Raw genomic sequence first — 23,068 nt, 5'->3', positions numbered from 1 at the left:
GCATGGTTGCTGCTGAACCTTGGCAAACTGCTGAAGTTCCCGGACCAAAAAAGGCTCTGGTAGTGACAAAGCCGGAAATTGTTACTGCAATGATTAAGAAGGCTAAGCATCCGATTCTCGTTGTTGGTCATAAGGCGGTTGAAACCGAACTGAATAAGAAAAAACTGATTGACCTTATGATTGAGCTTGCAAAGAAAGCGAAAATTCCAGTCGTTGCCACAGCTCACATTGTCAGCGAGTTTCACAAGCGAAAATACAAGCCGGCTGGTTTCATGCCTGCAGTAGACATTGGCAACCGTCTCGTAGACGCGGAATGGTCTGGAATCGACGGCAAGGGACCGCATGATTTGGCGTTGTTTGTTGGGCTTCCTTACTACATGGAGTGGACAATTCTTTCTGGATTGAAGCATTTCGCCCCAAATCTTAAAACGATAACGTTGGATAACGTTTATCACCCGCATGCAAGTTGGTCTTTCCCAAACACTTCAGTGAAAGACTGGGTGGAAAATCTTAGAGTAATAATTGAAAAGTTTGAGGAAGGAGGCAAATAGCAAATGTCAATGTTTAAGGACATACCAGTAGATGTGGGCGTAATCTACGAAGGCGAAAGAATCCGTAGAAAAGACATGTACGTGGAACTCGGCGGACCAGACATTAAAGAAAAATTTGAACTTGCAAGAGTTAAAAAGCCAGAAGAAGTTGAAGATGGAAAAGTAACAGTCATCGGACCAGACATAAAGGACATGGAAGAAGGCAAAACCTACCCTCTAGGCATCGTCATAGAAGTTGCTGGCGCCAAACTCGAACCCGAACTTGAAGGCGTAATCGAAAGACGCATTCACGCCTACTGCAACTTCATCGAAGGCTTCATGCACCTCAACCAACGCTACGACATTTGGCTGAGACTAAGCAAGAAATCTTTTGAAAAGGGCTTAAACTCCTTTGATTTCGTAGGCAAAGTTTTGCATAGACTCTTCAAAAGCGAACTGCCAATAATCGAGAAAATGCAGGTTACTTTCATAACTGATGCAGAAAAAGTGAAAGAACTTTACGATGAAGCATTGCAAATCTACGATGCAAGAGACGCCAGGGCTCGTGGCTTGAAGGATGAGGAAGTTGACAAGTTTTACGGGTGCATTTTATGTCAGTCTTTTGCTCCAACCCACTGTTGCGTAATCACGCCTCAGCGATATTCAAACTGTGGAGCTATAAGCTGGTTTGACGGCAGAGCCGCCGCAAGCATAGACCCTAAGGGACCAGTGTTCACAATTGAGAGAGGCGAACTGTTAGACCCTGTTAAGGGTGAGTATTCTGGCGTGGACGAAGCGGTGAAGAAGAGGACTCTTGGCGAAATAACGAAAGTGTGGCTTTACACGGCTTTTGGTTATCCGCACACTTCTTGCGGTTGCTTTGAAGGTGTGGCTTTCTACATTCCTGAAGTGGATGGCTTCGGCATAGTTCACAGAGGCTACAAGGATGTGACTGTGAATGGGTTGCCCTTCTCCACTTTAGCGGATTCCACGGCTGGCGGTCGCCAGGTTGACGGTTTCCACGGAATATCCATTGAGTACATGCGTTCGCAGAAGTTTCTGCAAGCAGACGGTGGATGGAAACGTGTGGTTTGGATGCCGAAAGAAGTTAAGGAAAGAGTTAAGGATTTCATTCCTGCTGAGATTGTCGACAAAGTTGCTACGGAAGAGCAAGCTAAAACAATTGATGAATTGAAGGCTTTTCTTAAGGAGCATAATCATCCAGTTGTGGAAAGTTGGAAGAAAGAAACTGTGACTGTTGAAGAAGCGGTGCCAGCTGAAGCGAAAGAAGAAGCGCCGATGTTTCCTGTTGCTACCGCAGCTACTTTGCCGATAACTGCTGGAGGTTTCAAAATCATATTGAAAGACGCCAAAATCTACGCCAAGAAGGTCATAATTCGTTCAATGAAAAGCGAAAAGTCTGAGAAAAGGTGAAGAAAACTTGCCAGAGAAGAAGAAAGAAGAGGAAACATTTGGGCTTAAGCTTAGCCCGCGCTTGCTAGAGCTTCTTGCGAAACTTCAAGAGATTGAGCTTGAAGATTTTGAAATGAACGTAGGCGACTTGGAAATTTGGCTTCAACCGGGCGCTGTTGCTGCTCCCACAATGGCTTTGCCAAAGATTGCAGCTCCAGCAAAAGCTAAACCCGCCACAATAATTGAGACCGATTTTATTCCGCCAATTGAAACTTATCCGGGCAAGGTTGTTGAGGTGAAACTTGGCGCCACAAAAAGCGAAGGGGGAACGCGCGGAAAATCTCTTGTTATCGGAGGCGAAACTACTCCTGCCTTTTACACTTTTGAGCGTCCGACTTTGCATCCTCCTGTTGTGACGTTGGATGTTTTTGACATGGAAGTGCCGCTTGCGAAAGCGGTGAAGATGCATGTGAAGGAGGTTTTAGGCGACCCTGCGGCTTGGGCTAAGCTTGCTGTTGAAAAGTTTGGGGCTGACATGGTGACGATTCATTTGATTACTATTGACCCGTTGGTTAAGGATGTGTCGCCTAAGGATGCGGTTAAAACGGTTGAGGCTGTCGCGCAGGCTGTGGATGTGCCGCTTGTGATTGGCGGTTGCGGTGACCCTGTTAAAGATGCGGATGTTTTTGCGGAGATTACTGAAACTTTTGCTGGTGAACGTTTTCTGATTAGTTCATTAACGCGGGACATGGATGTTGAACGTTGCGCGAAATTTGTTAAGAAGAATGGGCATGTAGCCTTGTCCTTTACTCCTATGGATTTGAATTTAGCCCGAGAGCTTAATCGCAGATTGTATGATTTTCTACCGAAAGAAGACATTGTCATGGATTTGACGACTGCTGCTTTGGGTTACGGTCTTGACTACGCTTTTACCAATATGGAAAGAGCTAGGCTGGCAGCTTTGATGGGCGACCCAGAACTTGCGCATCCAATGTCTTCTGGAACAACAAACGCTTGGGCGGCGAGAGAAGCGTGGTTGAAGATGGCGCCAGAGTGGGAGCCCCGTGAGCTGCGTGGACCTTTGTGGGAAGTGACTACTGCGTTGACTTTGCTGCTTGCTGGTGTGGACTTGTTTATGATGATGCATCCAGCTGCTGTGAAAACTCTCAAGGACGTAACGAAACAGTTGACAAATGCCAGGTCTGGCAATGCGGACAGGCTTGTTGAATGGGTTTCCGCTAAAGTTTAGAAACGGAGCGTGTGTTTATGGATGAGAAGGAAGGAAAGGGAAAAGTTGGCGTAAAAGAACTAAGCCCCATTGATGTTTACAAGCTTCTTCCCAAAACTAACTGTAAGGAATGTGGCGAAGAGAACTGTATGGCTTTTGCGACGAAAGTTGTTAACCGTGAAGTCGCAATTGAGAAGTGTCCTCCCTTATTGACTAAGGAGCATGAGAAAGCTTACAAGCAATTGAAGGAAATGCTGAAGCCAGCCATAAAAGAGATTGTTATTGGCGTTGGCGATAAAGCAGTGAAGATTGGCGGGAAACTCGTAATGTACCGCCACGAGTTCGCATATTTCAACCCCACTGCCATTGCGATTGACGTCACTGACGAAATGTCTGACGAAGAAATAATGAACCGGATAAAGCGGACTGAACAGTTCAATTTCGAATACATTGGACAAACGTTAAAGCTTGACATGATTGCCATTCGCTCCACATCAAATGACCCAGAAAAATTCAAGGTAACAGTTAAGAAAGTTGTTGAAAACACTCGTTTGCCACTGATTCTATGCTCTTTGAACCCGAATGTTCTGGAAGCTGGATTAATGGCAGCGCCAAAGGCGCGTCCGCTTTTGTATGCGGCAACGAAGGAAAACTGGAAGGACATGGCTGAGCTTGCATTAATGTATAATTGTTCGTTGACGGTTTTTGCGCCTAACAATTTGAAGCTACTGCGGTCTTTGGCGAAGACTTTACTCGAGTATGGTGCCGAAGACATAGTATTGGACCCAGGCACTTTCCCAAGCGATGGACTGGCTGACACGCTTAACAATTTTACAATGATTCGCAGAGCTGCTTGCAAGCGGGGCGATGAACTTTTTGGTTTTCCTTTGATAGGCGTACCTATGACTGCTTGGGTTGACCGTGGTGAAGCACCAGAAGAAATTGCGAAGTGGCGAGAAGCGTATTTGGCTGGGTTGCTTATTACTCGCTTTGCTGACGTTGTGATAATGCATAGTGTTGATGGCTGGTCGCTTCTTCCACCAGTCGTGTTGCGGCAGAACATTTACACAGACCCACGCAAGCCAGTTGCTGTTGAACCCGGCTTGAAGATTTTCGGGACTCCAGATGAGAATTCGCCTGTGATGTTTACTACTAACTTTGCTTTGACATATTACACAGTAGCTTCCGACATTGAAAATGCGAAAGTAAACGCGTACCTGCTGGTTGTTGACACTGAGGGCATAGCCGTAGACAGCGCAGTAGCTGGGAGAAAACTTACAGCAGAGAAAGTTGCTGATGCCATTAAGGCGTCTGGAGTAGAAAGCAAAGTTAAACACAGAAAACTCATAATCCCTGGAAAAGCGGCACGTCTCAGCGGCGAAATTGAAGAACTCAGCGGATGGCAAGTTCTAGTCGGACCACGGGATTCATCAGACATACCAAAATTCCTACAAGAAAAATGGCAAACGCAAGCCTAATTTTTTAATGTTTACAATTGAACCAAAAATTCAAAGTATATTCCTTCCTTCCTTAAACCAAAACCCTTAAAAAATGAGCGAGAAAACAGTGGTTTAGGAAGTGATGGGTATGTATGCTTTCGGTAGAAAAGCAAGCTTGAAAAGTCTTATCTTCGGATTAATATTGTTGTTTTTTGATGTTGGAGTAATTATTTTTGTGTATGGTTATATTTCTGGAATTTCTTTGGGTGGAGAACAGTTCATTATAACGTCTGAAGGTTTAAAAGGTTTGATTATCGCTATGCTAGGAATTATGGCTTTTGGTTTTGTTAGTGGATATGAGATTGGAAAATATGTAGAAGAAGTATATGTTAAAAGAAACGAAAAGCAAGCTTGAACAAAAATAATGGTCTTATGAAAAGTTTTTTATGGTTTATAGTTAATTGAATCTAGGTAAAGAGTTAAGAAACAAGTAAGGAATCAAACAAAATAGTTTCTAGTTTATTGGGAAATTCAATGGGAAACACGTGTAATTTTTTTGTTCAATAGTAAATCAAGTTAACTTAGAAGCCTTTGAACGCATTGTAAACTTCTAAATAGTCGTTAATTAACTTGTCAGTCTTTCCAACTTTCAATAGTATTCTAGGCTTGTTCTTTCCATTCTTTCGACTTATCCGTAAGGTTAAATATCCGCTTTGCATTTGGAAAACAGCCCACCTCAAAGCTTCATACTGATTGAACAATATTTTCGTTATTGTCTTCCATGTTAAATAACGATTGAAAACTACATGGTAATTTTTGTGACTTGACTTAATTAACAAGTATCCCTCTAACCTATATTGTTTACAAAGTTTCCGAGCAAGCCATCGAGCCTTCTTAAACTTCATGTTATCCAAATCCAGAATTAAACCTCTGTTAGTCATAAACCCAATAACGTAGCCTTCGGAAACCCATTCATGCTCAGTTCTCTGTTCAGCTTTCAGCTTCAAAATCAATCCACTTCCACTCCCTAACAGCTTCCCTCACCTTCTCTAAAGCTTCCTTTCCCGTTTCATAATCAACAATCAAAGGCTGAAGCTCAGTAAACACTTCTTTACCAATAGGCTTCTTAGGATTCCACCGCTTAACCGAAACAAACCTTCCCTTAGAATCCCTCCGCACTTCCCTATAGCAACCTTTACCCTTAACAACCCAACGTTCACGATGACCTCTACGTCTAGTACCATAAATCTTCAATTTCTTCACCATGAAAAACCACCACTTTCAAACCTTCTTCTTTAGGCAATCCGAACTCGTCAACATCACGTTCGCTTCTGAACAGCCTATCAAATTTCTTAGAAACTTCTTTACCAGCAATTTTACGCAGAACAATATGGATGCTTTCATGATTAAGAAAAACCACAGCTTTCTCAACACTGTCTATTCCATGATTCAAATGCATATGAAGGTCTCTATGACAGAAATAGCCGTAGGGATTAACCCAAAACTTGAAACATGAACAATCATTAACCGTAACTTGAGCGTAAAGATTCCTTCGCCTATACTGTTCTTCATTGTCTAACTCTCTCTGCAACAGAACATTTTCGCCAATAGTTCTGATGCTCATTAAAAACACCTTCTATAACGGATTAAAGTCAAAGTTCATCCATCTTCCAAGATAGAGAACCTTTTCAACATCTTCCTTTGAAACATAGCTTCTATCGTTCAGCAAAGCGTTAGCATAACATAATTTCTGAAGGTTCTTCTGCACTCTTATTCCATAAGAGTCCGAATAACGACTTAGCCTTTCACTTATTGGTCTTAATCTGTGAAAATACTCAATAGCTGGTTGATACTGTCTTTCTCGTTTGAACATTCGAATTTTTGGGATAACAACATTTTTGCCTTCACTGTTTCCAGACATGATATAACTGAAGATTTTGTCAAGCTTGTCTATGGGATACTCGTAGCTGAAAGGAATCATTCTGCTTAGAAATCCGTATCTTTTCAAATCTTCATAGAGACTATATCTTCCTTGACTTGCATATAGTTCTGAACGTGTTATTGCAGTTATTAAACCAGCTTTACATTTAGTTTTAGTGATGTATTCTTTATGCAAGGTTTCAATTCTAGATACTCCCTCGTCTGTTAAGCTTTTGAAGGTTTGAATGAGAGGCTCTCTAGTGTATGTTTGTTTTTTGATTGAGTTCAGAATGTCTGGAATCAGAATGAACCTCATTTCTTTTGACTCTATTCTTTTGAGAATTCTATCAACTAAGATTTTAACGGTTATCTCATCTGTGTAATAGACAAAGGGTAAAGGTTGAAATTTCTCTATGGTTGTGGTTTTTCCAGATTCGGGTTTAGCTATTAAGAGCAAACTTGCTGGTCTGTATCCGTCTATGGTGTCGCTTACGAAAGCGGTTTGTAAGGTTAATGATACAATGTCTATTAGAGGTTAAATGTCAACAAGAGAACTCTCTATATACGAACCTTTAGGTTTAACACTATAGCTGGGGTTTACTATGGTTTTACCTAGAGGTTCGTGTATAGATGTTTTCGGTTTGTTCATGAGGGAAGGGTTGTTCATTTTTGTTCACCATAAAAAAAGGGAAAATGGGTTAGTCTTCAGTTTCTTCTGTTTCTTCTTCAGCGGTTGAAAGCCATGTTTTCTGTTCTTCTGAAGGCTCTAAAACTTCGAATTTTTCAGCAAACTCTTCTAGGCTTGGCGGACTGAAATAGCCTTTATAACCAATCTCAAGTTTTTCTTTGACTTTTTCCCATTGTTCAGGCGTTGAGTCTTTAAGTTTGAAGCCTTTAGCCTTCATTTGCTCTATGAAGCCGTCTTCTCCGTCTATTTCAAATCCTTCATTATCATCCTTAGTGCATTCTTTGATGATTCTGTTAAGTTGTCTATCTGGAATTTTCGGATTCTGCTCTTCGGGTTTCTCCAGCTTTTCCATGTATTGTAGGATTGCTTCACGCACTAGAGAGGCTCTTGATGTTTCACGGTTTAAGGCTATTTCTCCAAGCCTTTTCCATGTAGCTTTGCTCATTAGAAAGATGACTTTTATTTGGGTATCATCAAGTGTGTCTATATCGATTGCGGATTGTTCAGCTTGTGATTCTATTGGTTTAATCATTTTTTATCACTCAAGCTATAATTATAGTTATACTATTTTATAAACTTTTTGGTGAATCTTTTTATTAGAATTTTTAGAGGTCTTCTAAAGTAATCTCTTAACCGTTAACTTATGGAATAAACAGACATCTGAAAACGGTCATCAGTAAACTATTTAAACTACTACCACTACTACTTATTCGGGGAATCTAACCATGAGAGAAGTAAAATGTGAAAAGTGCGGATACAAATGGCGTTACAAAGGAAAGCTGAAGCAGGCTACCTGTCCGAACTGCAGTTACAAAACCAAAATAACCGATTGAAAGGTGAGGGTTATGGTTCGAGCTAAGGTCTTCAGTATTGTTCTTGATGACTACGGTGATTATCTAGGTATGACTAAGGGATGTTTTCATGTTAAGCGTAGGAACGGCAAAACTGAAAAATATCCGCTTATTGAAAACGACATTGGCGAAGTTATCCTTAAAAGCGGTAGTCTTGTCAGTGTTGGTGCTTTGGCTAGTCTTGGCTTTTTTGAAGTTGATGTTCTTGTTATGACCAGAAACAACAAGCCCATAGCTGTTCTTAAACCTCTCAATTACGACAGTCATGTTAAAACTCGCATTATGCAGTATGAAGCTTATCGTGATGTTGAACGTAGAGTTAAAATTGCCAAAACCATTATTAAAGCTAAGTTTGAAGGACAGAATCAAGTCTTAGAGAAATTAAACCTTAAACCTCATGATGACCTAGACAAAATCGAAGGCTTAGACAGTCTCACAAACGTCATGCATTTTGAAGCCATGCACAGTAAGGCTTACTTTCAACGACTGTTCAGTTTGTTACCTAAGAAGATTAAGCCTAAATCAAGACAAACCTATAATGCTTATGATGGAGTCAACAACCTCTTTAATTTAGCTTATGAAGTGTTGTCGTGGAAGGTTTATCAAGCTGTGATTAAAGCTAAGCTTGAGCCTTATCTTGGTTTCATGCATAGTGTTCAACCTCAAAAGCCTAGTTTTGTCTGTGATTTCATGGAGATTTACCGTTATCTCATTGACTACTTCGTTATTGAATACTGCATTAAGAATAAAGACTTGATGTTTACTCTGAACTATCAGAATAAAGGTTCTAGGCTTTTTCTAGGCAAAGCTGAAACCAAAAAATTTGTTAAGGCTTTACATGAGTTTCTGCATCAACATGTCAGAATAGAACGTTTCCGTCATGGTTTACGTCAACAAATTGAAACTCTAATTTCAGAAGAAGCCTTCTTATTTGCTCAGTATATCCGCAATGAAAAATCAGCATGGCAACCACGAATCGTAAACCTCAACACCTTCACTATCAACCCTTTTCTCTTAAAACCACTAACCACTCAACAACCCTAACCTTTTTCTATTTTTAAAGTTTAAGGAAGGAAGGAAGGAAATTCAAAGTATATATAAGGGGGGTACCTCTCAAAAGAAGGCATCAAAATCACGTGCTTCTAAAATTATTTTTATTTCTTGTACCTTTCAAGGCAGGTTTCTGGTTTTGAAAAAACATCATTAATTCTTTCAAAACGTTTTCTTGCACAGATGCCATGTTGAAGCGTTACGAAATCTTTCGGTTTACTGAAACGTTCAGTTTGTCCATTCTGCCTTCTTCTCACAATTTTTATGCAATCATCCACAATACAGTTTAAGACACATGAGCCACAGTAAATGCACAAGTCTTCAGTTATCCCAACTTCGCCACTTTTCCAAAACAAAGCATTAGTTGGACAAGCCTTTATGCAGAGTTTGCACTCGACACCCTTACACGTTCGCTTGTCAATCGATATTTTTCCTTCAACAAAAAACTCTTTTATGCCCAACGGAGCCAAAAGTTCCTCTCTGCGCTTCTTTTTCTCTTTTTCAGCCGTTTCCGTAAGAATTTGAAATATGTTAACATCCGAAGACTTGTCAGATTCCTTTTTCTTGGGCATTACTTTCATCTTTTAATCTACAAGAATTAAAACCTATAATACTCGTGGATTATAACTACTTATCCAAAATACACAAACAAAGGAGACATTTATAACTAAGCACATTTTATTTGTTGTCGGTTGTGGTGTGAATGTGCGAATTCACCGTAATACTCGATGGAAAAACAGTTTTCAAAGACGTTGTTTACGCGAAAATGGAAAATAACCGCATTCTTATCAAAAACGTGCTTGGAGAATCTAAAGAATTCAAAAACTGCAAGATAGTGGAAGTTGACGTAAACTCCACGCGATTGGTGCTTTCAAGTAACTAAAACAAAAAAACATTACGCTTTTACTTTGAACAACGAACTAACCGTAGCCATCTCTTGCGCTGGCATGCGAACACGAAAAACCATCATGTCAGTCGCATTCACGTTTCCCGCAAAATCAAAAAAGTAAATTCTCCACGCTATCGCATCTGAAGCAATCGTCTTATTGCACCAAACAAACCTTACAGTAACCCAAACATTAAAGAAACTAACACAATTCTTAGGCTCCGTCAACGGATACCGCACATAATCCACGCCATATTCCGAAACACTCTGATGCAACTCGTCGCCACAAAACATTCGCCAATCACCAACACCAGGTCCTATCCTAAAAGCGTAAAGCGCAAAATCATTCGTAATAAAAACGCACCCATCACCAACACTTGGACTTCCAAAACCATATCCTCCTAAATCATAAGACCAAAGAACACCTCCATCCGCCTCGTCTATCACATAGAATGTTCCATTTAAAGCCTGATAATAAATCGCTCCACCAGATGCAGCTGGACTGCAATAACTGTGGTTCTGAAGAGTTCCGTTGTGAAGTTGAACGCTGTGCCACAATTCGCTTCCAGTCGTTAAATCAAAAGCCCAAATGCGCCAATCCTCGCTTGGAATAAATATTTTGCCATCATGCACCAAAGGCGTGCTGCAGCTTCCCTTTCCCTCAAATTTCCGTATAACTGCCCCATTTGTTCCATTCAATACATGAGCAGACCACACTCCAGCCGTGTTTCTCGTAACCTGAATAATCATTCCCTCGTAGATTATTGGTGAAGAATCCCAGGATGCTCCATAATTTTTTTGCCATATTATTTCTCCAGTTGTCGCATTGAAAGCGTATTGTCCAGATGGTTCATGCGTCGAAACAAAAACCATTCCATTATGATATGCAACAGAACAAACTATCTTTCCAATGTCACACTGCCAGATAGGCGCGCCATTAGTTTTGTTTAAAGCGTAAACTCCAGAACCATACGTTGTAAAATACACGTAATCACCATAGACAACAGGCGAACCCACCCAAGTAGAATCATTTGGCTCAACAAACTCCCAAACTACTTCACCATTAGTCTTGTTTAATGCCATTGCCTTTGGAAACGGTACAGGTTCATGGTTAGGACCCATGCATTCACCCACATAAACAACATCCTCATCTATGTATGGAGAAGCATCACATTGCCTAACCGTAGTGCTCCAGATAACATTACCATTGGAAGCGTTTACCGCGTAAACTTTGTTGTCTCCTTTCGAAGGCGCATACAACACTCCATCTTCATACGTCGCAGTGCCAAAATTGTCAAAGCCGAAAACAACTTCTTGCCTCCACATAAAAGCGTATTTAGTCTCGTTTCTCCAAACTCCACTTTCATTTGTCGCAAGAACAGCCTTACAAAGCACAAAATTATCCCTACCATCTGCTTGAAGAAAAATGCGTTCGCCCTGCAAAATCCACGAATCACTTTGATTTTGATTCTTCCATTGCGGGGCAACATTATCAGTAATGGAGCTGTAGCGAATAACATAAAAGTATAAAGCCACAGACGCCACAATCACAACGCACAAGATAACCAGCAATTTTTTAATGAAATCCCTCAACACACTTTCCCTTCTCACTCAAACCAAGTTAATTGTCCTTTCCAATCTTATATTTTCAACTTTTCTTAAATAAAAAACGACATAACCAATGGTATTAAACCTAATGCTATTGGAAAAGGCAGTCCTGGAAACATCCCCTTTTTCTCCAACATCTTAAAAGCAAAAAACACACCAACCAAAACACCCATCATAGAAACAAAACAAAAAACAGGACCAAAATCAAAAAACACTCGACTCGTCAACATGGAATAAAAAGTCAAATCACCCAACCCCATCTGCACATTCTTAAAAGAAAAACTCAAACCGCGCAATTGTTCAAGTCCACTACGAGCTATTTTTCCAACAGGTCCATAATAAACGGCAAAAGCATCATAAACCGCCAGAAAACCCAAAATCAACAGCGCACTCAAAGTTGGAATCGAAAAACCCAAAAAAGTCCCCAAAGCACCACCCAAACAAAGAACTGTAAAATCATAAACACTACTTCTAGCCCGAAAAATTGCAAAATACGCAGAAACTGTCACAACCAAGGATAACGCCAAAGTCAAAACATCGATATATGCGACCGCAAAAAAAGAAAATATAGCCGAAAAGTAAACAACCGAAAGCATAAAAACCGCAACTGTCAAAGCAAAACCAGTAACCAAACTAATCAATCTACGACTTTTCCTCTTAACAAGCAAATACAGCAACAACGCGCCAACTCCAACTAAGACAACAAAATAAAACGCGTTACCAAACGACCCAACACCTTCCGGAAATGGCGTAACCACATAAATTTCCATGGAAAACGTCAAAAGCAGAAAAGCACACAACAGCCCAAATAGGAGACTTACTAAAATAGGCGCCAAATGTATAGGCTTAACTTTAAACTTATCGTTCAATGTGCTTACCTATGTCTTTGATGGTTTTCTCAGCTTTCTGATAACATTTACTGCAGAATAAGCTTTGTTTTCTGTCAGTTTCGAAAATGGAATTTGAAAAATACATAACACAAAACGGATTAGAGCAATGCCGCAAACCCAGCGTATGTCCAAGCTCGTGCACTGCTTCCTTTGTGCTTCTCTCCACAAAAAGCTCCACATTTGCGGGTTTACCATAAAATTCCGGTCTTAATCTCCACAGTGATATCAACGCTGCTTTTCCGGGGAATTCTGCTTCTCCGAAAACGAAGTTCAGTTGTGGAACAAAGGTGTCTACATCCACGATTCCCAATATTCTATTCAAAGTTTCTTCTTTTTCAGCGTAAGCGTGAATTCTGTTCAGGATGATGTCTGAGCGGTATTGGTTTCTCGTCTTGTCTAAGGCTTCTTTAGGAATTGCAATCTTCTCATCTACAACTACGCATGTTGCTTCTGGAAAAATCATTTTCAAATTCTCTTGAATTCTATCTGCTATGTAAGAATCCACTTGACCAATCCGTAGAATCCCAATTTTCATAGTTCCACTTGTTAAAGCTTAACTACGTCGCCAGTTTTCGGAGCAGAAGCGTCCAATCCTAACTCGTTCTTTATCCATTTTGCAAAAAGTTCACAGTTTCCCTCTGCGCCGTGAACTACAAAAACCTTCGGGTTTCCTCCAAGTTCTTTAACTGCTTCTTTAAGCTGAGTTGCTCCGCAATGAGAGGAAAAGTCGAAATGTTGAACTCGAGCCTTCACCTTTCTCATTTTTCCATCAATCAAACACACTCCTTTCTCCAACAATTCTTTTCCGGGAGTGCCAGGAATTTGATAACTAACTAAGAAAATGGCGTTGTGTGCTTTTTTCCCTATTTTTGACGTGTAAAACACTGCTGGTCCACCTTTGAGCATGCCAGCTGGAGAAATTATTACGCATGGTGTTTTTGTTGCTTTTCTGCGGTCTCTCCAGCCTTCTATCCATTCAACCGTGTGCATTGTGTCGTTGAAGAGTTTTGGGTCTCTGAGAAACTCTCTGTAGTTAAGTATTATGCGGCTTGCTTCTCGTGCCATTCCATCCATGTAAATTGGATATTCAAAATGGTGCGCTGTTAGCACGCATGCGATTTCTTGTGATCTGCCAACGCCGAAGGCTGGGACGAGGACTGTTCCGCCTTTTTCGATGACGTCTGTGGTTTCGTCTACGAAGCGTTTTTCGAGTTCTAAGCGTTCTGTGTGGTCTTCGTTTGCGTAGGTGCTTTCGATTATTACGGCGTCTAAATTGTTGTATTGCATTTTTGCGCCTTCTAGAAGTCTTGTGTCTGTGGTGTTGAAGTCGCTTGTGTAGAGTATTCGTTTTCCTTCTGCCTCGAGTAGTATTGATGCGCTTCCTGGTGTGTGTCCAGCATTTACGAGTTGGAAGTTTATGTCTTTGATTTGTTCTTTTTTGTCGTAGTCTATGTGTTTGTTGCTGCGTGTCATGGTTTTTAGTTCTAGGTATTCGAATGGTAGGTAGTAGCTTGATAGGTGGATGAAGTCTGCGATTAGTATTTGGGTTAGTTCTAGGTTGAGTTTGTTTGTGTAGAGTGGTTTTCTTTCGTGGATGTAGAATATTGGGACGGCGCCTGAGTGGTCAAGGTGGCTATGCGTTAGGATTACTGCGTCGACGTCTTTTGGTGGTACGTGCATTGGGAATCCTGGTTTGTGGTTTAGCATTACTCCGTAGTCTAGTAAGACTTGTGTTTTTTCTGTTTTAACGGCTATGGCGATTCTGCCTACTTCTCGTGTTCCGCCTAGGAATCCTATTTGTAATGGTGTCATTTATTTTTCATCTGTTAATTCAGTATTGATGTTGTTTGGTGTTTTAAAAATGTATTGACTTTGGGGCGTATGCAGTTTTGACTTTTCCTTTTTTTATGGCTTTTAGGATTTCGTTTATGTCTGGTGGTGCTTGGATTTCTGTGTAGACTGTCCATAGTTCGTCTGTGTTGTGTGCGTCGCTTCCTGCAACGCCTGGTAGGTTTAGTGTTTTGGCGAGGTTTTCTGCCATTTTGTTTATGTGTGTGGGTGATGTGCCATTTAGGGTTTCTATTGCGTCTATTTGGTAGTTCTTTGCGTTTTCGCCTAATCCGTATGTGCGGTATGGGTGGGCCGCGATTGTTATGGCGTTGTTTTGTTTTGCGTGGTTTGTGATGTTTTGTGGTGTCCATGGTTTTGGTGGGAGTTCTACTGTGCCTAGGATTATTATGTCGCCTTGTGTTGTGGTTATTTCTGCTGCTGGGATTATGAGTGTGTCCGTGTATGCGGATGCGAGTTGTTTTGCGTGATAGTAGCCTTCTGTTGTGTTGTGGTCTGTTATGGCTATGGCTTTGATTGTTGGGTGTGCGTTTAGTTGGTCTATGAGGGTTTTGGGGTTGATTGTGGAGTCTGCCGAATAGTTAGTGTGGATGTGTAGGTCTGCGCGTATCAAGGGTTTCATGCTCTTTGTGGTTTGTTTTTTTGTTGTGTGTTTGAGTTATAGCCCCCCTTATAAATAGGTTGAATGCTTTATTAGTTTGGGGTGTTGAAGGGTGCGTAGGGCTTGGTATTGGCTGTTTTGGTGGTGGCTTCTTTTGTTTTTGTTTTTTGTTGGGGTTGTTTTGTTTCTTTTGGGTTTGTATTTTACTTATGGTGTTGGTGAGCGTAGGTTGGGTTATGATTTTTCTGTTGTTGGTGCGGTTTTGTTGGGTGTGTTGTTGGCTGTTGGGATGTTGTATGTTGCGCGTGTGAGGGTTAAGATTTTGCGTGGAAGTAGAGATTTCAGCATGCGTTATTGTTGGTTTCTGTTGCGCTAAAAGAAAATGGAAGGTGAGCGGCGCAATTTAGGTTGTTTTTATTGAGAAGAAGCCTATTGCGAGGAATATTAGGGCTATCCACATTATGAGGAAGCCTACTGCGATTATTGTTAGTATTGCGCCAAGGAAGATTAGGAATCCAGCGGTTTTGAATGCGTGTATGCCTGTTTTTTCGCCGAGAAGACTGAATGACTTCTTGAGGAACATTGATGCAACTACGAATAGTATGAAGAGCATCACTAGGCTGAGGGCTATGACGATAATGTACGGCGCGAAAGTTTCCCAATTGAAGAGTTCTCGCCATTTAATTCTTTGGAATATTGTTGGGTCTGTCCAGCTGACGTCGAGTCCAAGTGTTCTTATCAGGTCGAATGCGGCTATGACTATGATGCCGAGGAATATTGCTGCTCCTGCTATTGCGGTGATTATTCCGTAGATGGCGTTGTTGAATATGCTTGGTTCTTTGTAGTGGTATGCGAGTTTGCTTAGGGCTATTAAAACGAGGATTACGCCTGCTATGCCTACTATGCCCGTGTGCATGCCTATGGGTGAGACGAGCATTAGCACTGCGCCTATTCCGCCTAAGATTTTGGTTGTTTCTAACGCCATGTTTTAAACTCCTCGCTGAACATCCATGAGGCGCTTGGATAAAAAGTTTTGTTTGGTAATTACGTGTGTGTTTGCTTGTTGTTTTCGGCTATAGCTAAGAAGGTTTCGATTACTGTTTTTATTAGTGGCGTGCAGAGGTTTTCTTTTGCGTCTTCTTCGCGGACTTTGCCTTCCAGCTTATCGTGTTGGGACTGTTTTAGTTTGGCGCAGCTTAAGGAGCCGTATTGGTCAAGAATTTTATTGAGGAACTGGAAGACTGGGCGTTGCGTGCGAATAAAAGGCTGTTTTGGGCTGGTTCTGCCGTATTTTTGGCTTATGCCCATTATAGCAACGTTTACTGCTCCGCAGATGCTGCCTGTTCGGGCGATGCCGCCGCCGAAGGCGGTGACGGTTTTTGGTGTGACGTCTATTTTGTAGTATTCTTGGAAGATTGCCATGTAAACGGATTCTGCGCAGTTCCAGCCTTCTACGTTGAAGTAGTGTAGGGCTTTGTTTATGATGGCGTTTTTTGTTGACATAGGAGAGTAAGTGAGTGTGTTAAGAGATTTAAAGGATATGCCTATTGTTGTTCTGCGGTTGCTATAGCCCCCTTATAAATAGGTTCAATCGTAGATTTGTCGCAAGTGCGAAAATTTTTGTCAGTCAATTGCGATGGGTTTTTGAGTGTTTGCTTGGCTGAGGAATTTGTTTATGAATGTTTTTTGTCCTTTTATTATTGTGCCATTTTTTAGTATGTTAATTTGGAGGGTTGGGTTTAGGTCTGTTAATTCTACAAGGTCGACTGGCATGCCCAGGTCGAGTTCTATTTGGGCGTTGAGGTTTAGGAGTTCTTGGAATTTCAGTTTTGGGTTTGCGTGTATGCAGATGTCTATGTCTCTTATGTTGTTTCTTGTTGTTAGGCTTCCGAAGATTATGGCGAGTTGGATTCTTTTTTCGTTGACTAATGATTTTTTGAGTTTTTTGATTATTTCGTTTTTTTCTTTTGGGCTGATTTTGTAGAATTGTATTTTGTCATAGGCTGATTGCATATTTTTCTTTCACACTCCTTAGGAATTTGTCGATGGCTTTGAAGTTGTTTTTGATGGAGCCATAGATTTGGGCGTCATCTATTGTCCAGTAACGGTGTGTTAGTAGGTTTCGGAGGCGCATTATTGCGGTTAAGTCTTTGGCGCAGTCACATATGCCTTTTTCTTCCATTAGTTTAAAGCATTCTGAATAGGATTGTGGGATATGTTTGAACTCTTCCGTTGCTATTTGAACACATATGCTTCCTAATGATTCAGCTAATACTATGATGTGGTATCTGATTGCGTATTTTTCTTCGCGACTTAATTGAGCATACGATTTTGAGGTTAGTCGGTTTAGTTCGCCTTTTGATTCGAGAATTTCGTTTATTCTCTGTTTGAGATGGTCAACGTTTACGGACATTCTAACCAGCACTGAATAGTAATCTAGCTTGTAATATAATGTTATTGTCCACTTAGATTTTAACTCGCCAAAGGGACTTAGGCATTGATTGCGTGTAGTAGTTCTTGTGTTTGTCATTTTATTTGCGAGGCTGTGAAATTTTTGGTTAAGAAAGAGTTTATCTTTCTGAATATCTATCTGAAGGCAAAAGTTTTATGATGTTGAGTGTTTAACTCTTCTCAAAAATGGAGTTTGACATACTTTGGATATTATTGTTTGTGTTAAACATGTTCCGGAAACAGCAGAGGCGGAACTGAAAATTGACATTAGCGGCAAGACAATAGACAAGGCTGGTTTAGTCTTTGACATTAACGAGTGGGACGACTACGCATTAGAAGAAGCCGTACGCATTAAAGAAAAACTCGGTGGAACCGTAACCGCCATAACCATCGGTCCGCAAGAAAGCGAATCCACACTGAGAAAATGCTTAGCCCGCGGTGCCGATAAAGCCATACGCTTAACAGACCCAAAATTTGAAGGCTCAGACGCCTACGCCACAGCCAAAATATTATACAGCGTAATCAAAACCTTACACTACGACCTAATCCTTCTGGGCGCGCAAGCAGGCGACACAGGCAACGCTGCAACTGGACCAATACTTGCAGAAATGCTGAACATTCCACACGCTGCAATGGTTAAAAAAATCGAGTTAGGCTCTGGCACGGCGAAAGTAAACCGTGAACTCGAAGGAGGCTTTGAAGAACAGTTAGAAATCCGCTTACCAGCACTGTTCGCTGTATCCACGGGCATAAACGAACCACGCTACGTCAGCATAATGGGCATCCGCAAAGCCATGCAAAAAGAAATCAAAGTTCTAAGCCTAGCAGACACTGGACTAGCCGAAACAGACGTTGGCATCGCAGGCTCATGGCTAAACATTGAAAGACTTTACGTGCCACCAGTTGAAAAACAAGCAGAATTCCTCAAAGGCACCCCAGACGAAATCGCAACCAAACTTGTAGAAATAATCAAATCAAAGGGGCTGATTTAAAATGGCAAAAATTTTCGTTTTAGCCGAACACCGCCAAGGACAAATAAGAGACATAACATTCGAACTGCTCACCAAAGCCCGCGAACTCGCAGAAAAAACAAACGCCGAATTATGCGCGGTCATACTTGGCAAAAACGTTCAAGAACACGCTAAGGCGCTTGCGGAGTACGCAAAAATAGTCATGGCAGTCGAAGACCCAAAACTTGAAAACTTCAACTCCGAAGCCTACAAGCGAATCTTATCGAAACTTATCGCTGAAAATAAGCCTTCACTCGTCATTTTGGGACACACAAGCTACGGCGTAGAACTCGCACCACGATTAGCCGCAGCACTGAACACGCCACTCGCGACAGACTGCATAGACTTAACGTTCGAAGGCGACACACTAGCGGTAACACGCCAAATGTACGGCGGCAAAGTTAACGCCAAAGCAGTACTGCGCAAAGCAGACACGTACATGGTCACCGTTCGCCAAGCAACCTTCACACCAAAAAAACCAGAACCACCAGCAAACGGACAAATAACCACCATACCATCACCATTAACGGAAGAAATTGTTGAAAAACGCTTCCTACAATACGTTTTGCCACCGCCAGGCGGAGTAGACATAACCACAGCCGAAAAACTAGTGGGCATAGGACGTGGAATAAAAGACCAAGCAAACATGCCCCTCATGGAAGACCTAGCAAAAACATTAGGCGCAGTCCTCGCATGTTCACGCCCAATCGTTGACAAAGGCTGGCTTCCAAACGACCGGCAAGTGGGCAGTTCAGGCAAAACAGTCAAACCAAAACTTTACCTAGCCCTCGGCATCAGCGGCGCCTTCCAACACGTGCTCGGCATGAAAAGCAGCGACCTTATAATCGCAGTGAACAAAGACCCCAAAGCGCCCATCTTCAGCTTCGCAGACTACGGCGTAGTCGAAGACCTATTCAAGATTGTGCCTTCTTTAAAAAACAAGATTAATGAGACTAAAGCACAGAAGACATAAGCTCTGAAAAGGGAGAAGCACAAAATGGAATTCAAACTAAACGAGGAACAATTAGAAATAAAACGTGCAGCCCGCGAATTCGCAGAAAAAGAACTCACGCCAGAGCTTGCCCTTGAATTTGACCAGAAAGAAGAGTTTCCAATGGCTCTTTACAAAAAAGCCGCACAACTAGGCTTCACAAGCATGCGTATACCGACGCAGTATGATGGTCAAGGCTACGGCGTACTCGAAGACTGCATTGTAGTCGAGGAACTGTGCCGTGTTGACCCAGGCTTAGGCGTTGCAATATCATTAGGCAACTTGATGATTCCCGACGTGTTGCTAAAGCATGGTAGCGAAGAGCAAAAAGCAAAGGTTATTCCGCCTTTGGCGAGAGGCGACAAAATTGCTGCGGCAGCGTTCACTGAGCCAGAACACGGAAGCGACATCACACGCATGAACTCGACAGCCGTCAAAGCTGGAAGCGAATGGGTAATCAACGGCGCAAAAGAATTCATAACTAACGCTCCAATCGCTGACTACTTCATACTCTTATGCCAAACCGACCCAAACGCGCAACCTTCACATCGTGGACAAAGCCTTTTCCTAGCCGAAAAAGGCATGCCCGGCTTGGAAGCCACTAAACTGCATGGAAAAATGGGCATAAAACCCGCAGTGACCGGCTCGTTGTCTATGAGTGACTTGCGAGTTCCAGAGGCGAATCTTGTTGGCGAATTAAACAAGGGCTTCTATTACACGCTGGAGCTTTTCGACGGAACCCGCATAACAGTTGCGGCTCAAGCGGTTGGCATGGCGCAAGGCGCATTCGAAAAGGCGTTGGCTTACGCGAAAACGCGGAAACAGTTCGGACAGCCAATATTCAACTTTCAAGGAGTTTCGTTCAAACTAGCCGAGATGGCAATCAAAATTGAAGCGGCAAGGCTTATGACGTATAAGGCGGCGTGGCTTTACGACAAGGAAAAGCCTAATCCAGTCGCGACAAGCATGGCAAAAGCCTATGCAAGCCGCGTGGCAATGGAAGTCACAGATGACGCCATACAAATCTTCGGCGGATACGGCTACTTAGCAGATTACCATGTGGAACGTTTCCACCGCTGCGCAAAAATCACGGAAATCTATGAGGGAACAAGCGAAATTCAAAAACTGACAATAACCAACTACCTACAAAAACAACCCTAACTCTTTTTTCCTTTTTTAGGCAGACCAAAATAAAGACTGCATATTCAAAACTTTTATTACCATTTCCTACTTCTTTCATTATTCTTGTAAGATGGAAGTGAATATTTTGGTTGCTGAAAAATTGAGAAAAGCGGCGGTTGTCGGTTCTGGAACGATGGGTCACGGAATAGCCGAGCTTCTAGCCATGGCTGGCTACGAAGTCACCATGATAGACATCAGCGACGAATTCCTAACGAAAGCAATGGAAAAAATCAAGTGGAGCCTCGACAAGTTCGTTGAGAAAAAACGAATCAGACGCGAAGATGCCGACGCCACATTAGCGAGGTTGCATACGACAACCAGTTACGAGCAAGCCGCAAGAGACATAGACTTAGCCATAGAAGCCGTACCCGAAAACATGGAACTAAAAAAGAAAGTGTTCAAAACCCTTGATTCTCTTGCTCCACCACACGCTATACTCGCCTCTAACACTTCGACCCTAAGCATCACAGAAATGGGCAAAGCCACACACCGCCCAGACAAAGTCGCCGGAATGCACTTCTTCAACCCGCCACACTCAATGGCGCTTGTGGAAGTCATCAAAGGCGAAAACACAAACCAAGAAACAATCAACACACTTGCGGAACTTGCCAAAAAACTTGGAAAAACACCCGTAATCGTCCGCAAAGACGTAAGAGGCTTCATAGTAAACCGTGTATTAGGCGCAGTCTTCAACGAAGCCTTCTGGGCGTTCAAACGAGGCGAAGCAACAAAAGAAGGTATAGACGCTTCGGTAAAGTACACGGGCGGCTTTCCAATGGGCTGGTTTGAACTGGCAGATTTCGTGGGGCTGGATATTGCCTATGAGGTTGGAAAAATATTGCATGAGGCTTATGGAGAACGGATGAAACCATGCGCTGAAGTAATTGACCCGCTTATTAATGAGAAAAAGTTTGGACAAAAAACGGGTGTTGGCTTTTACGATTGGACGAAAGGCAGACCGCGAATCCCGTTCAATCTGCTTGACGAGTACGATGTTGAAAGGTCATGGGCTGTAGCCGTAAACGAAGCCGCATGGCTAATACAGGACGACGCAGCAAACCCACAAGACATTGACACTGGAATGAAACTTGGCACTTACTGGCCTTCTGGACCATGCGAATACGCGGATAGAACGGGCTTGGATGTGGTGCTTAACAAGCTTAAGGAGCTCTACGCTAAGTATAACATGGAAATGTATAAGCCGTGCCCACTGCTTGAAGATTATGTGAGCAGTGGAAGATTAGGAAAGAAAACTGGAAGGGGGTTCTACTAAATGAATTTTGAACTAACACCCGAACAGTGTGCAATCCTAAATGCGGTTAGAGAATTCTGCCAAAAAGAGTTCAAACCAGAACTCGCCCTTGAACTTGACAAAAAAGAAGAATACCCAATGGAACTTTACAAGAAAGCCGCCAAACTCGGCTTCACAAGCATGTTCTTTCCGCAAGAGTATGGCGGACAAGGATGCGGACTGCTTGAGACATGCCTTGTCATCGAAGAAATGTGCCGAGCGGACTCTTCTTTAGGCGTAGCCATATCTAGCGCAAACTTCGGCAGCGAATTCATCCTCGTCCATGGCACAAAAGAACAGAAAGAAAAATACTTGCCGTCAATCTGCAAAGGCGACTTCATTTCCGCCGCGTGCTTCACAGAACCAAACGTGAGTGGAAGCGACATAACAAAAATGGAAACTACCGCCACAAAATACGGCAATGAATGGTGGATAAACGGCACAAAAACCTTCATAACCAATGCCACGTTAGCCGATTTCATGGTTGTTTTAACACAAACTGACACGAAAGTTAGACCAACATACAGAGGCGAAACCCTATTTGTGGTTGACAAGGGCACGCCTGGACTGGAAACAACTAAACTGCACAACAAAATGGGAATTCGCTGTTCAGTGACAGGCGAAGTCAAATTCGACAACGTAAAAGTCACAGATTGGAACATAATCGGCGAACTCAACAAAGGATTCTACTACTCAATGGAATTCTTCGACAAAACACGCGTAGGCGTCGCAGCCCAAGCCCTAGGCATGGCGCAAGGAGCATGGGAAATCGCCTTCAAATACTCCAAACAACGCGAAGCCTTTGGACAACCAATACTGCAGCACGAACTAATCGGCTGTGGACTAGCAGAGACTATGACAAAAATTGAAGCTGCAAGAGGCTTAACCTACCGTGCCGCATGGCTTGTTGACGTTGGAAAAATGGACCCGATGGCTACGGCGATGGCAAAACAGTATGCGAGCAGAGTAGCCATGGAAGTCACAGACTTCGCAATACAAGTTTTAGGCGGATACGGTTACTTAGGCGATTACCGCGTTGAGAGGTATCACCGAGACGCTAAAATCACGGAAATCTACGAGGGCACAAGCGAAATCCAAAAACTAACGGTGCTTAAGTATCTCCTCAGAAAATTCTAGAGTACGCCATGAAAAGTGATATAGGCACATAAATGGTAAACATAGTCAAATGGT

28 protein-coding genes are annotated in these 23,068 nt (G+C 42.3%); 13 read left to right on the top strand and 15 right to left on the bottom strand.

The features are described from left to right. Positions 1–2: 2 nt before the first annotated feature. The 5 genes from cdhB to HM003_03935 all read left to right on the top strand — a co-directional run bounded on the left by cdhB (position 3) and on the right by HM003_03935 (position 5,025). The gene (cdhB, locus tag HM003_03955) at positions 3–551 is read left to right on the top strand and encodes a CO dehydrogenase/acetyl-CoA synthase complex subunit epsilon (GenBank protein MBX5328493.1); all 549 of its coding nucleotides are present in this window, start codon (positions 3–5) and stop codon (positions 549–551) included. Positions 552–560: 9 nt separating this feature from the next. Continuing rightward, positions 561–1,964: a CO dehydrogenase/CO-methylating acetyl-CoA synthase complex subunit beta gene (gene cdhC, locus HM003_03950; protein MBX5328492.1), complete on the top strand. Its 1,404-nt coding sequence runs from the start codon at positions 561–563 to the stop codon at positions 1,962–1,964. Positions 1,965–1,971: 7 nt separating this feature from the next. Then, positions 1,972–3,192 carry a CO dehydrogenase/acetyl-CoA synthase subunit delta gene (cdhD, locus tag HM003_03945; GenBank protein ID MBX5328491.1) on the top strand — a complete coding sequence of 407 codons (1,221 nt, stop codon included), beginning with the start codon at positions 1,972–1,974 and terminating at the stop codon, positions 3,190–3,192. Positions 3,193–3,209: 17 nt separating this feature from the next. Next, on the top strand, positions 3,210–4,649 hold the full coding sequence (locus HM003_03940) for an acetyl-CoA decarbonylase/synthase complex subunit gamma (GenBank protein MBX5328490.1): 1,440 nt from the start codon (positions 3,210–3,212) through the stop codon (positions 4,647–4,649). Between the two features lie 103 nt (positions 4,650–4,752). Next, positions 4,753–5,025 carry a hypothetical protein gene (locus HM003_03935; GenBank protein ID MBX5328489.1) on the top strand — a complete coding sequence of 91 codons (273 nt, stop codon included), beginning with the start codon at positions 4,753–4,755 and terminating at the stop codon, positions 5,023–5,025. Between the two features lie 166 nt (positions 5,026–5,191). On the opposite strand, the gene HM003_03930 is transcribed toward HM003_03935, so the two are convergent. From HM003_03930 to HM003_03910, 5 genes are all read right to left on the bottom strand, one after another. Beyond that, positions 5,192–5,617 (bottom strand): hypothetical protein, encoded by a 426-nt coding sequence (locus HM003_03930; protein ID MBX5328488.1) that lies wholly within the window; start codon positions 5,615–5,617, stop codon positions 5,192–5,194. Continuing rightward, entirely contained in the window at positions 5,601–5,876 is a 276-nt protein-coding gene (locus HM003_03925) for a hypothetical protein (protein ID MBX5328487.1), read from the bottom strand. The genes HM003_03930 and HM003_03925 overlap by 17 nt, the downstream gene beginning before the upstream one ends. After that, entirely contained in the window at positions 5,845–6,234 is a 390-nt protein-coding gene (locus HM003_03920) for a hypothetical protein (GenBank protein MBX5328486.1), read from the bottom strand. The genes HM003_03925 and HM003_03920 overlap by 32 nt, the downstream gene beginning before the upstream one ends. A 12-nt stretch (positions 6,235–6,246) precedes the next feature. Next, positions 6,247–6,987 carry a hypothetical protein gene (locus HM003_03915; protein ID MBX5328485.1) on the bottom strand — a complete coding sequence of 247 codons (741 nt, stop codon included), beginning with the start codon at positions 6,985–6,987 and terminating at the stop codon, positions 6,247–6,249. A gap of 241 nt (positions 6,988–7,228) precedes the next feature. After that, a complete protein-coding gene (locus HM003_03910; GenBank protein ID MBX5328484.1) occupies positions 7,229–7,750 on the bottom strand; it encodes a hypothetical protein in 522 nt (173 codons plus the stop codon). Between the two features lie 313 nt (positions 7,751–8,063). On the opposite strand from HM003_03910, the gene cas1 reads away from it, so the two are divergent. Next, on the top strand, positions 8,064–9,113 hold the full coding sequence (gene cas1 / locus HM003_03905) for a CRISPR-associated endonuclease Cas1 (GenBank protein ID MBX5328483.1): 1,050 nt from the start codon (positions 8,064–8,066) through the stop codon (positions 9,111–9,113). Between the two features lie 110 nt (positions 9,114–9,223). Here cas1 and HM003_03900 read toward each other — a convergent pair whose 3' ends face one another. Further along, positions 9,224–9,691: a hypothetical protein gene (locus HM003_03900; protein MBX5328482.1), complete on the bottom strand. Its 468-nt coding sequence runs from the start codon at positions 9,689–9,691 to the stop codon at positions 9,224–9,226. A 131-nt stretch (positions 9,692–9,822) separates the two neighbouring features. On the opposite strand from HM003_03900, the gene HM003_03895 reads away from it, so the two are divergent. Further along, positions 9,823–10,002, top strand: a complete 180-nt coding sequence (locus HM003_03895; GenBank protein ID MBX5328481.1) for a CooT family nickel-binding protein — start codon at positions 9,823–9,825, stop codon at positions 10,000–10,002. 12 nt (positions 10,003–10,014) lie between these two features. Here HM003_03895 and HM003_03890 read toward each other — a convergent pair whose 3' ends face one another. The 5 genes from HM003_03890 to HM003_03870 form a co-directional block, all read right to left on the bottom strand. Further along, positions 10,015–11,598 (bottom strand): PQQ-binding-like beta-propeller repeat protein, encoded by a 1,584-nt coding sequence (locus HM003_03890; protein MBX5328480.1) that lies wholly within the window; start codon positions 11,596–11,598, stop codon positions 10,015–10,017. 65 nt (positions 11,599–11,663) lie between these two features. Next, entirely contained in the window at positions 11,664–12,482 is an 819-nt protein-coding gene (locus tag HM003_03885) for a hypothetical protein (GenBank protein ID MBX5328479.1), read from the bottom strand. Then, a complete protein-coding gene (locus HM003_03880; protein ID MBX5328478.1) occupies positions 12,472–13,038 on the bottom strand; it encodes an archaemetzincin family Zn-dependent metalloprotease in 567 nt (188 codons plus the stop codon). The genes HM003_03885 and HM003_03880 overlap by 11 nt, the downstream gene beginning before the upstream one ends. Before the next feature lie 11 nt (positions 13,039–13,049). Further along, positions 13,050–14,315 carry an MBL fold metallo-hydrolase gene (locus HM003_03875; GenBank protein MBX5328477.1) on the bottom strand — a complete coding sequence of 422 codons (1,266 nt, stop codon included), beginning with the start codon at positions 14,313–14,315 and terminating at the stop codon, positions 13,050–13,052. Between the two features lie 43 nt (positions 14,316–14,358). Next, complete coding sequence (locus tag HM003_03870) at positions 14,359–14,973, bottom strand: PHP domain-containing protein (protein ID MBX5328476.1); 615 nt, start codon at positions 14,971–14,973, stop codon at positions 14,359–14,361. 91 nt (positions 14,974–15,064) lie between these two features. On the opposite strand from HM003_03870, the gene HM003_03865 reads away from it, so the two are divergent. Continuing rightward, a complete protein-coding gene (locus HM003_03865; GenBank protein ID MBX5328475.1) occupies positions 15,065–15,328 on the top strand; it encodes a hypothetical protein in 264 nt (87 codons plus the stop codon). 27 nt (positions 15,329–15,355) lie between these two features. On the opposite strand, the gene HM003_03860 is transcribed toward HM003_03865, so the two are convergent. The 4 genes from HM003_03860 to HM003_03845 all read right to left on the bottom strand — a co-directional run bounded on the left by HM003_03860 (position 15,356) and on the right by HM003_03845 (position 17,482). Beyond that, positions 15,356–15,937 carry a DUF996 domain-containing protein gene (locus tag HM003_03860; GenBank protein ID MBX5328474.1) on the bottom strand — a complete coding sequence of 194 codons (582 nt, stop codon included), beginning with the start codon at positions 15,935–15,937 and terminating at the stop codon, positions 15,356–15,358. Between the two features lie 59 nt (positions 15,938–15,996). Continuing rightward, complete coding sequence (locus HM003_03855; GenBank protein MBX5328473.1) at positions 15,997–16,455, bottom strand: C_GCAxxG_C_C family protein; 459 nt, start codon at positions 16,453–16,455, stop codon at positions 15,997–15,999. A 120-nt stretch (positions 16,456–16,575) separates the two neighbouring features. Next, a complete protein-coding gene (locus tag HM003_03850) occupies positions 16,576–16,965 on the bottom strand; it encodes a nucleotidyltransferase domain-containing protein (protein MBX5328472.1) in 390 nt (129 codons plus the stop codon). Then, positions 16,949–17,482, bottom strand: a complete 534-nt coding sequence (locus tag HM003_03845; protein MBX5328471.1) for a DUF86 domain-containing protein — start codon at positions 17,480–17,482, stop codon at positions 16,949–16,951. The genes HM003_03850 and HM003_03845 overlap by 17 nt, the downstream gene beginning before the upstream one ends. 124 nt (positions 17,483–17,606) lie before the next feature. Between HM003_03845 and HM003_03840 the strand changes: the two genes are divergently transcribed. The 5 genes from HM003_03840 to HM003_03820 all read left to right on the top strand — a co-directional run bounded on the left by HM003_03840 (position 17,607) and on the right by HM003_03820 (position 23,014). Next, a complete protein-coding gene (locus HM003_03840; GenBank protein MBX5328470.1) occupies positions 17,607–18,395 on the top strand; it encodes an electron transfer flavoprotein subunit beta/FixA family protein in 789 nt (262 codons plus the stop codon). A 1-nt stretch (position 18,396) separates the two neighbouring features. Then, on the top strand, positions 18,397–19,386 hold the full coding sequence (locus tag HM003_03835; protein ID MBX5328469.1) for an electron transfer flavoprotein subunit alpha/FixB family protein: 990 nt from the start codon (positions 18,397–18,399) through the stop codon (positions 19,384–19,386). 24 nt (positions 19,387–19,410) lie between these two features. Then, positions 19,411–20,565, top strand: a complete 1,155-nt coding sequence (locus HM003_03830) for an acyl-CoA dehydrogenase (protein ID MBX5328468.1) — start codon at positions 19,411–19,413, stop codon at positions 20,563–20,565. A 91-nt stretch (positions 20,566–20,656) separates the two neighbouring features. Then, on the top strand, positions 20,657–21,859 hold the full coding sequence (locus HM003_03825) for a 3-hydroxyacyl-CoA dehydrogenase (protein ID MBX5328467.1): 1,203 nt from the start codon (positions 20,657–20,659) through the stop codon (positions 21,857–21,859). Next, a complete protein-coding gene (locus HM003_03820) occupies positions 21,860–23,014 on the top strand; it encodes an acyl-CoA dehydrogenase (GenBank protein MBX5328466.1) in 1,155 nt (384 codons plus the stop codon). The last annotated feature ends 54 nt before the right edge of the window (positions 23,015–23,068 follow it).

The sequence above is a fragment of the Candidatus Bathyarchaeota archaeon A05DMB-5 genome, assembly GCA_019685655.1.
Lineage (GTDB): Archaea > Thermoproteota > Bathyarchaeia > Bathyarchaeales > Bathycorpusculaceae > DSLH01.
Note: the sequence above shows the minus strand (reverse complement) of the source record. Positions and strands in the feature narration are given on the sequence as shown.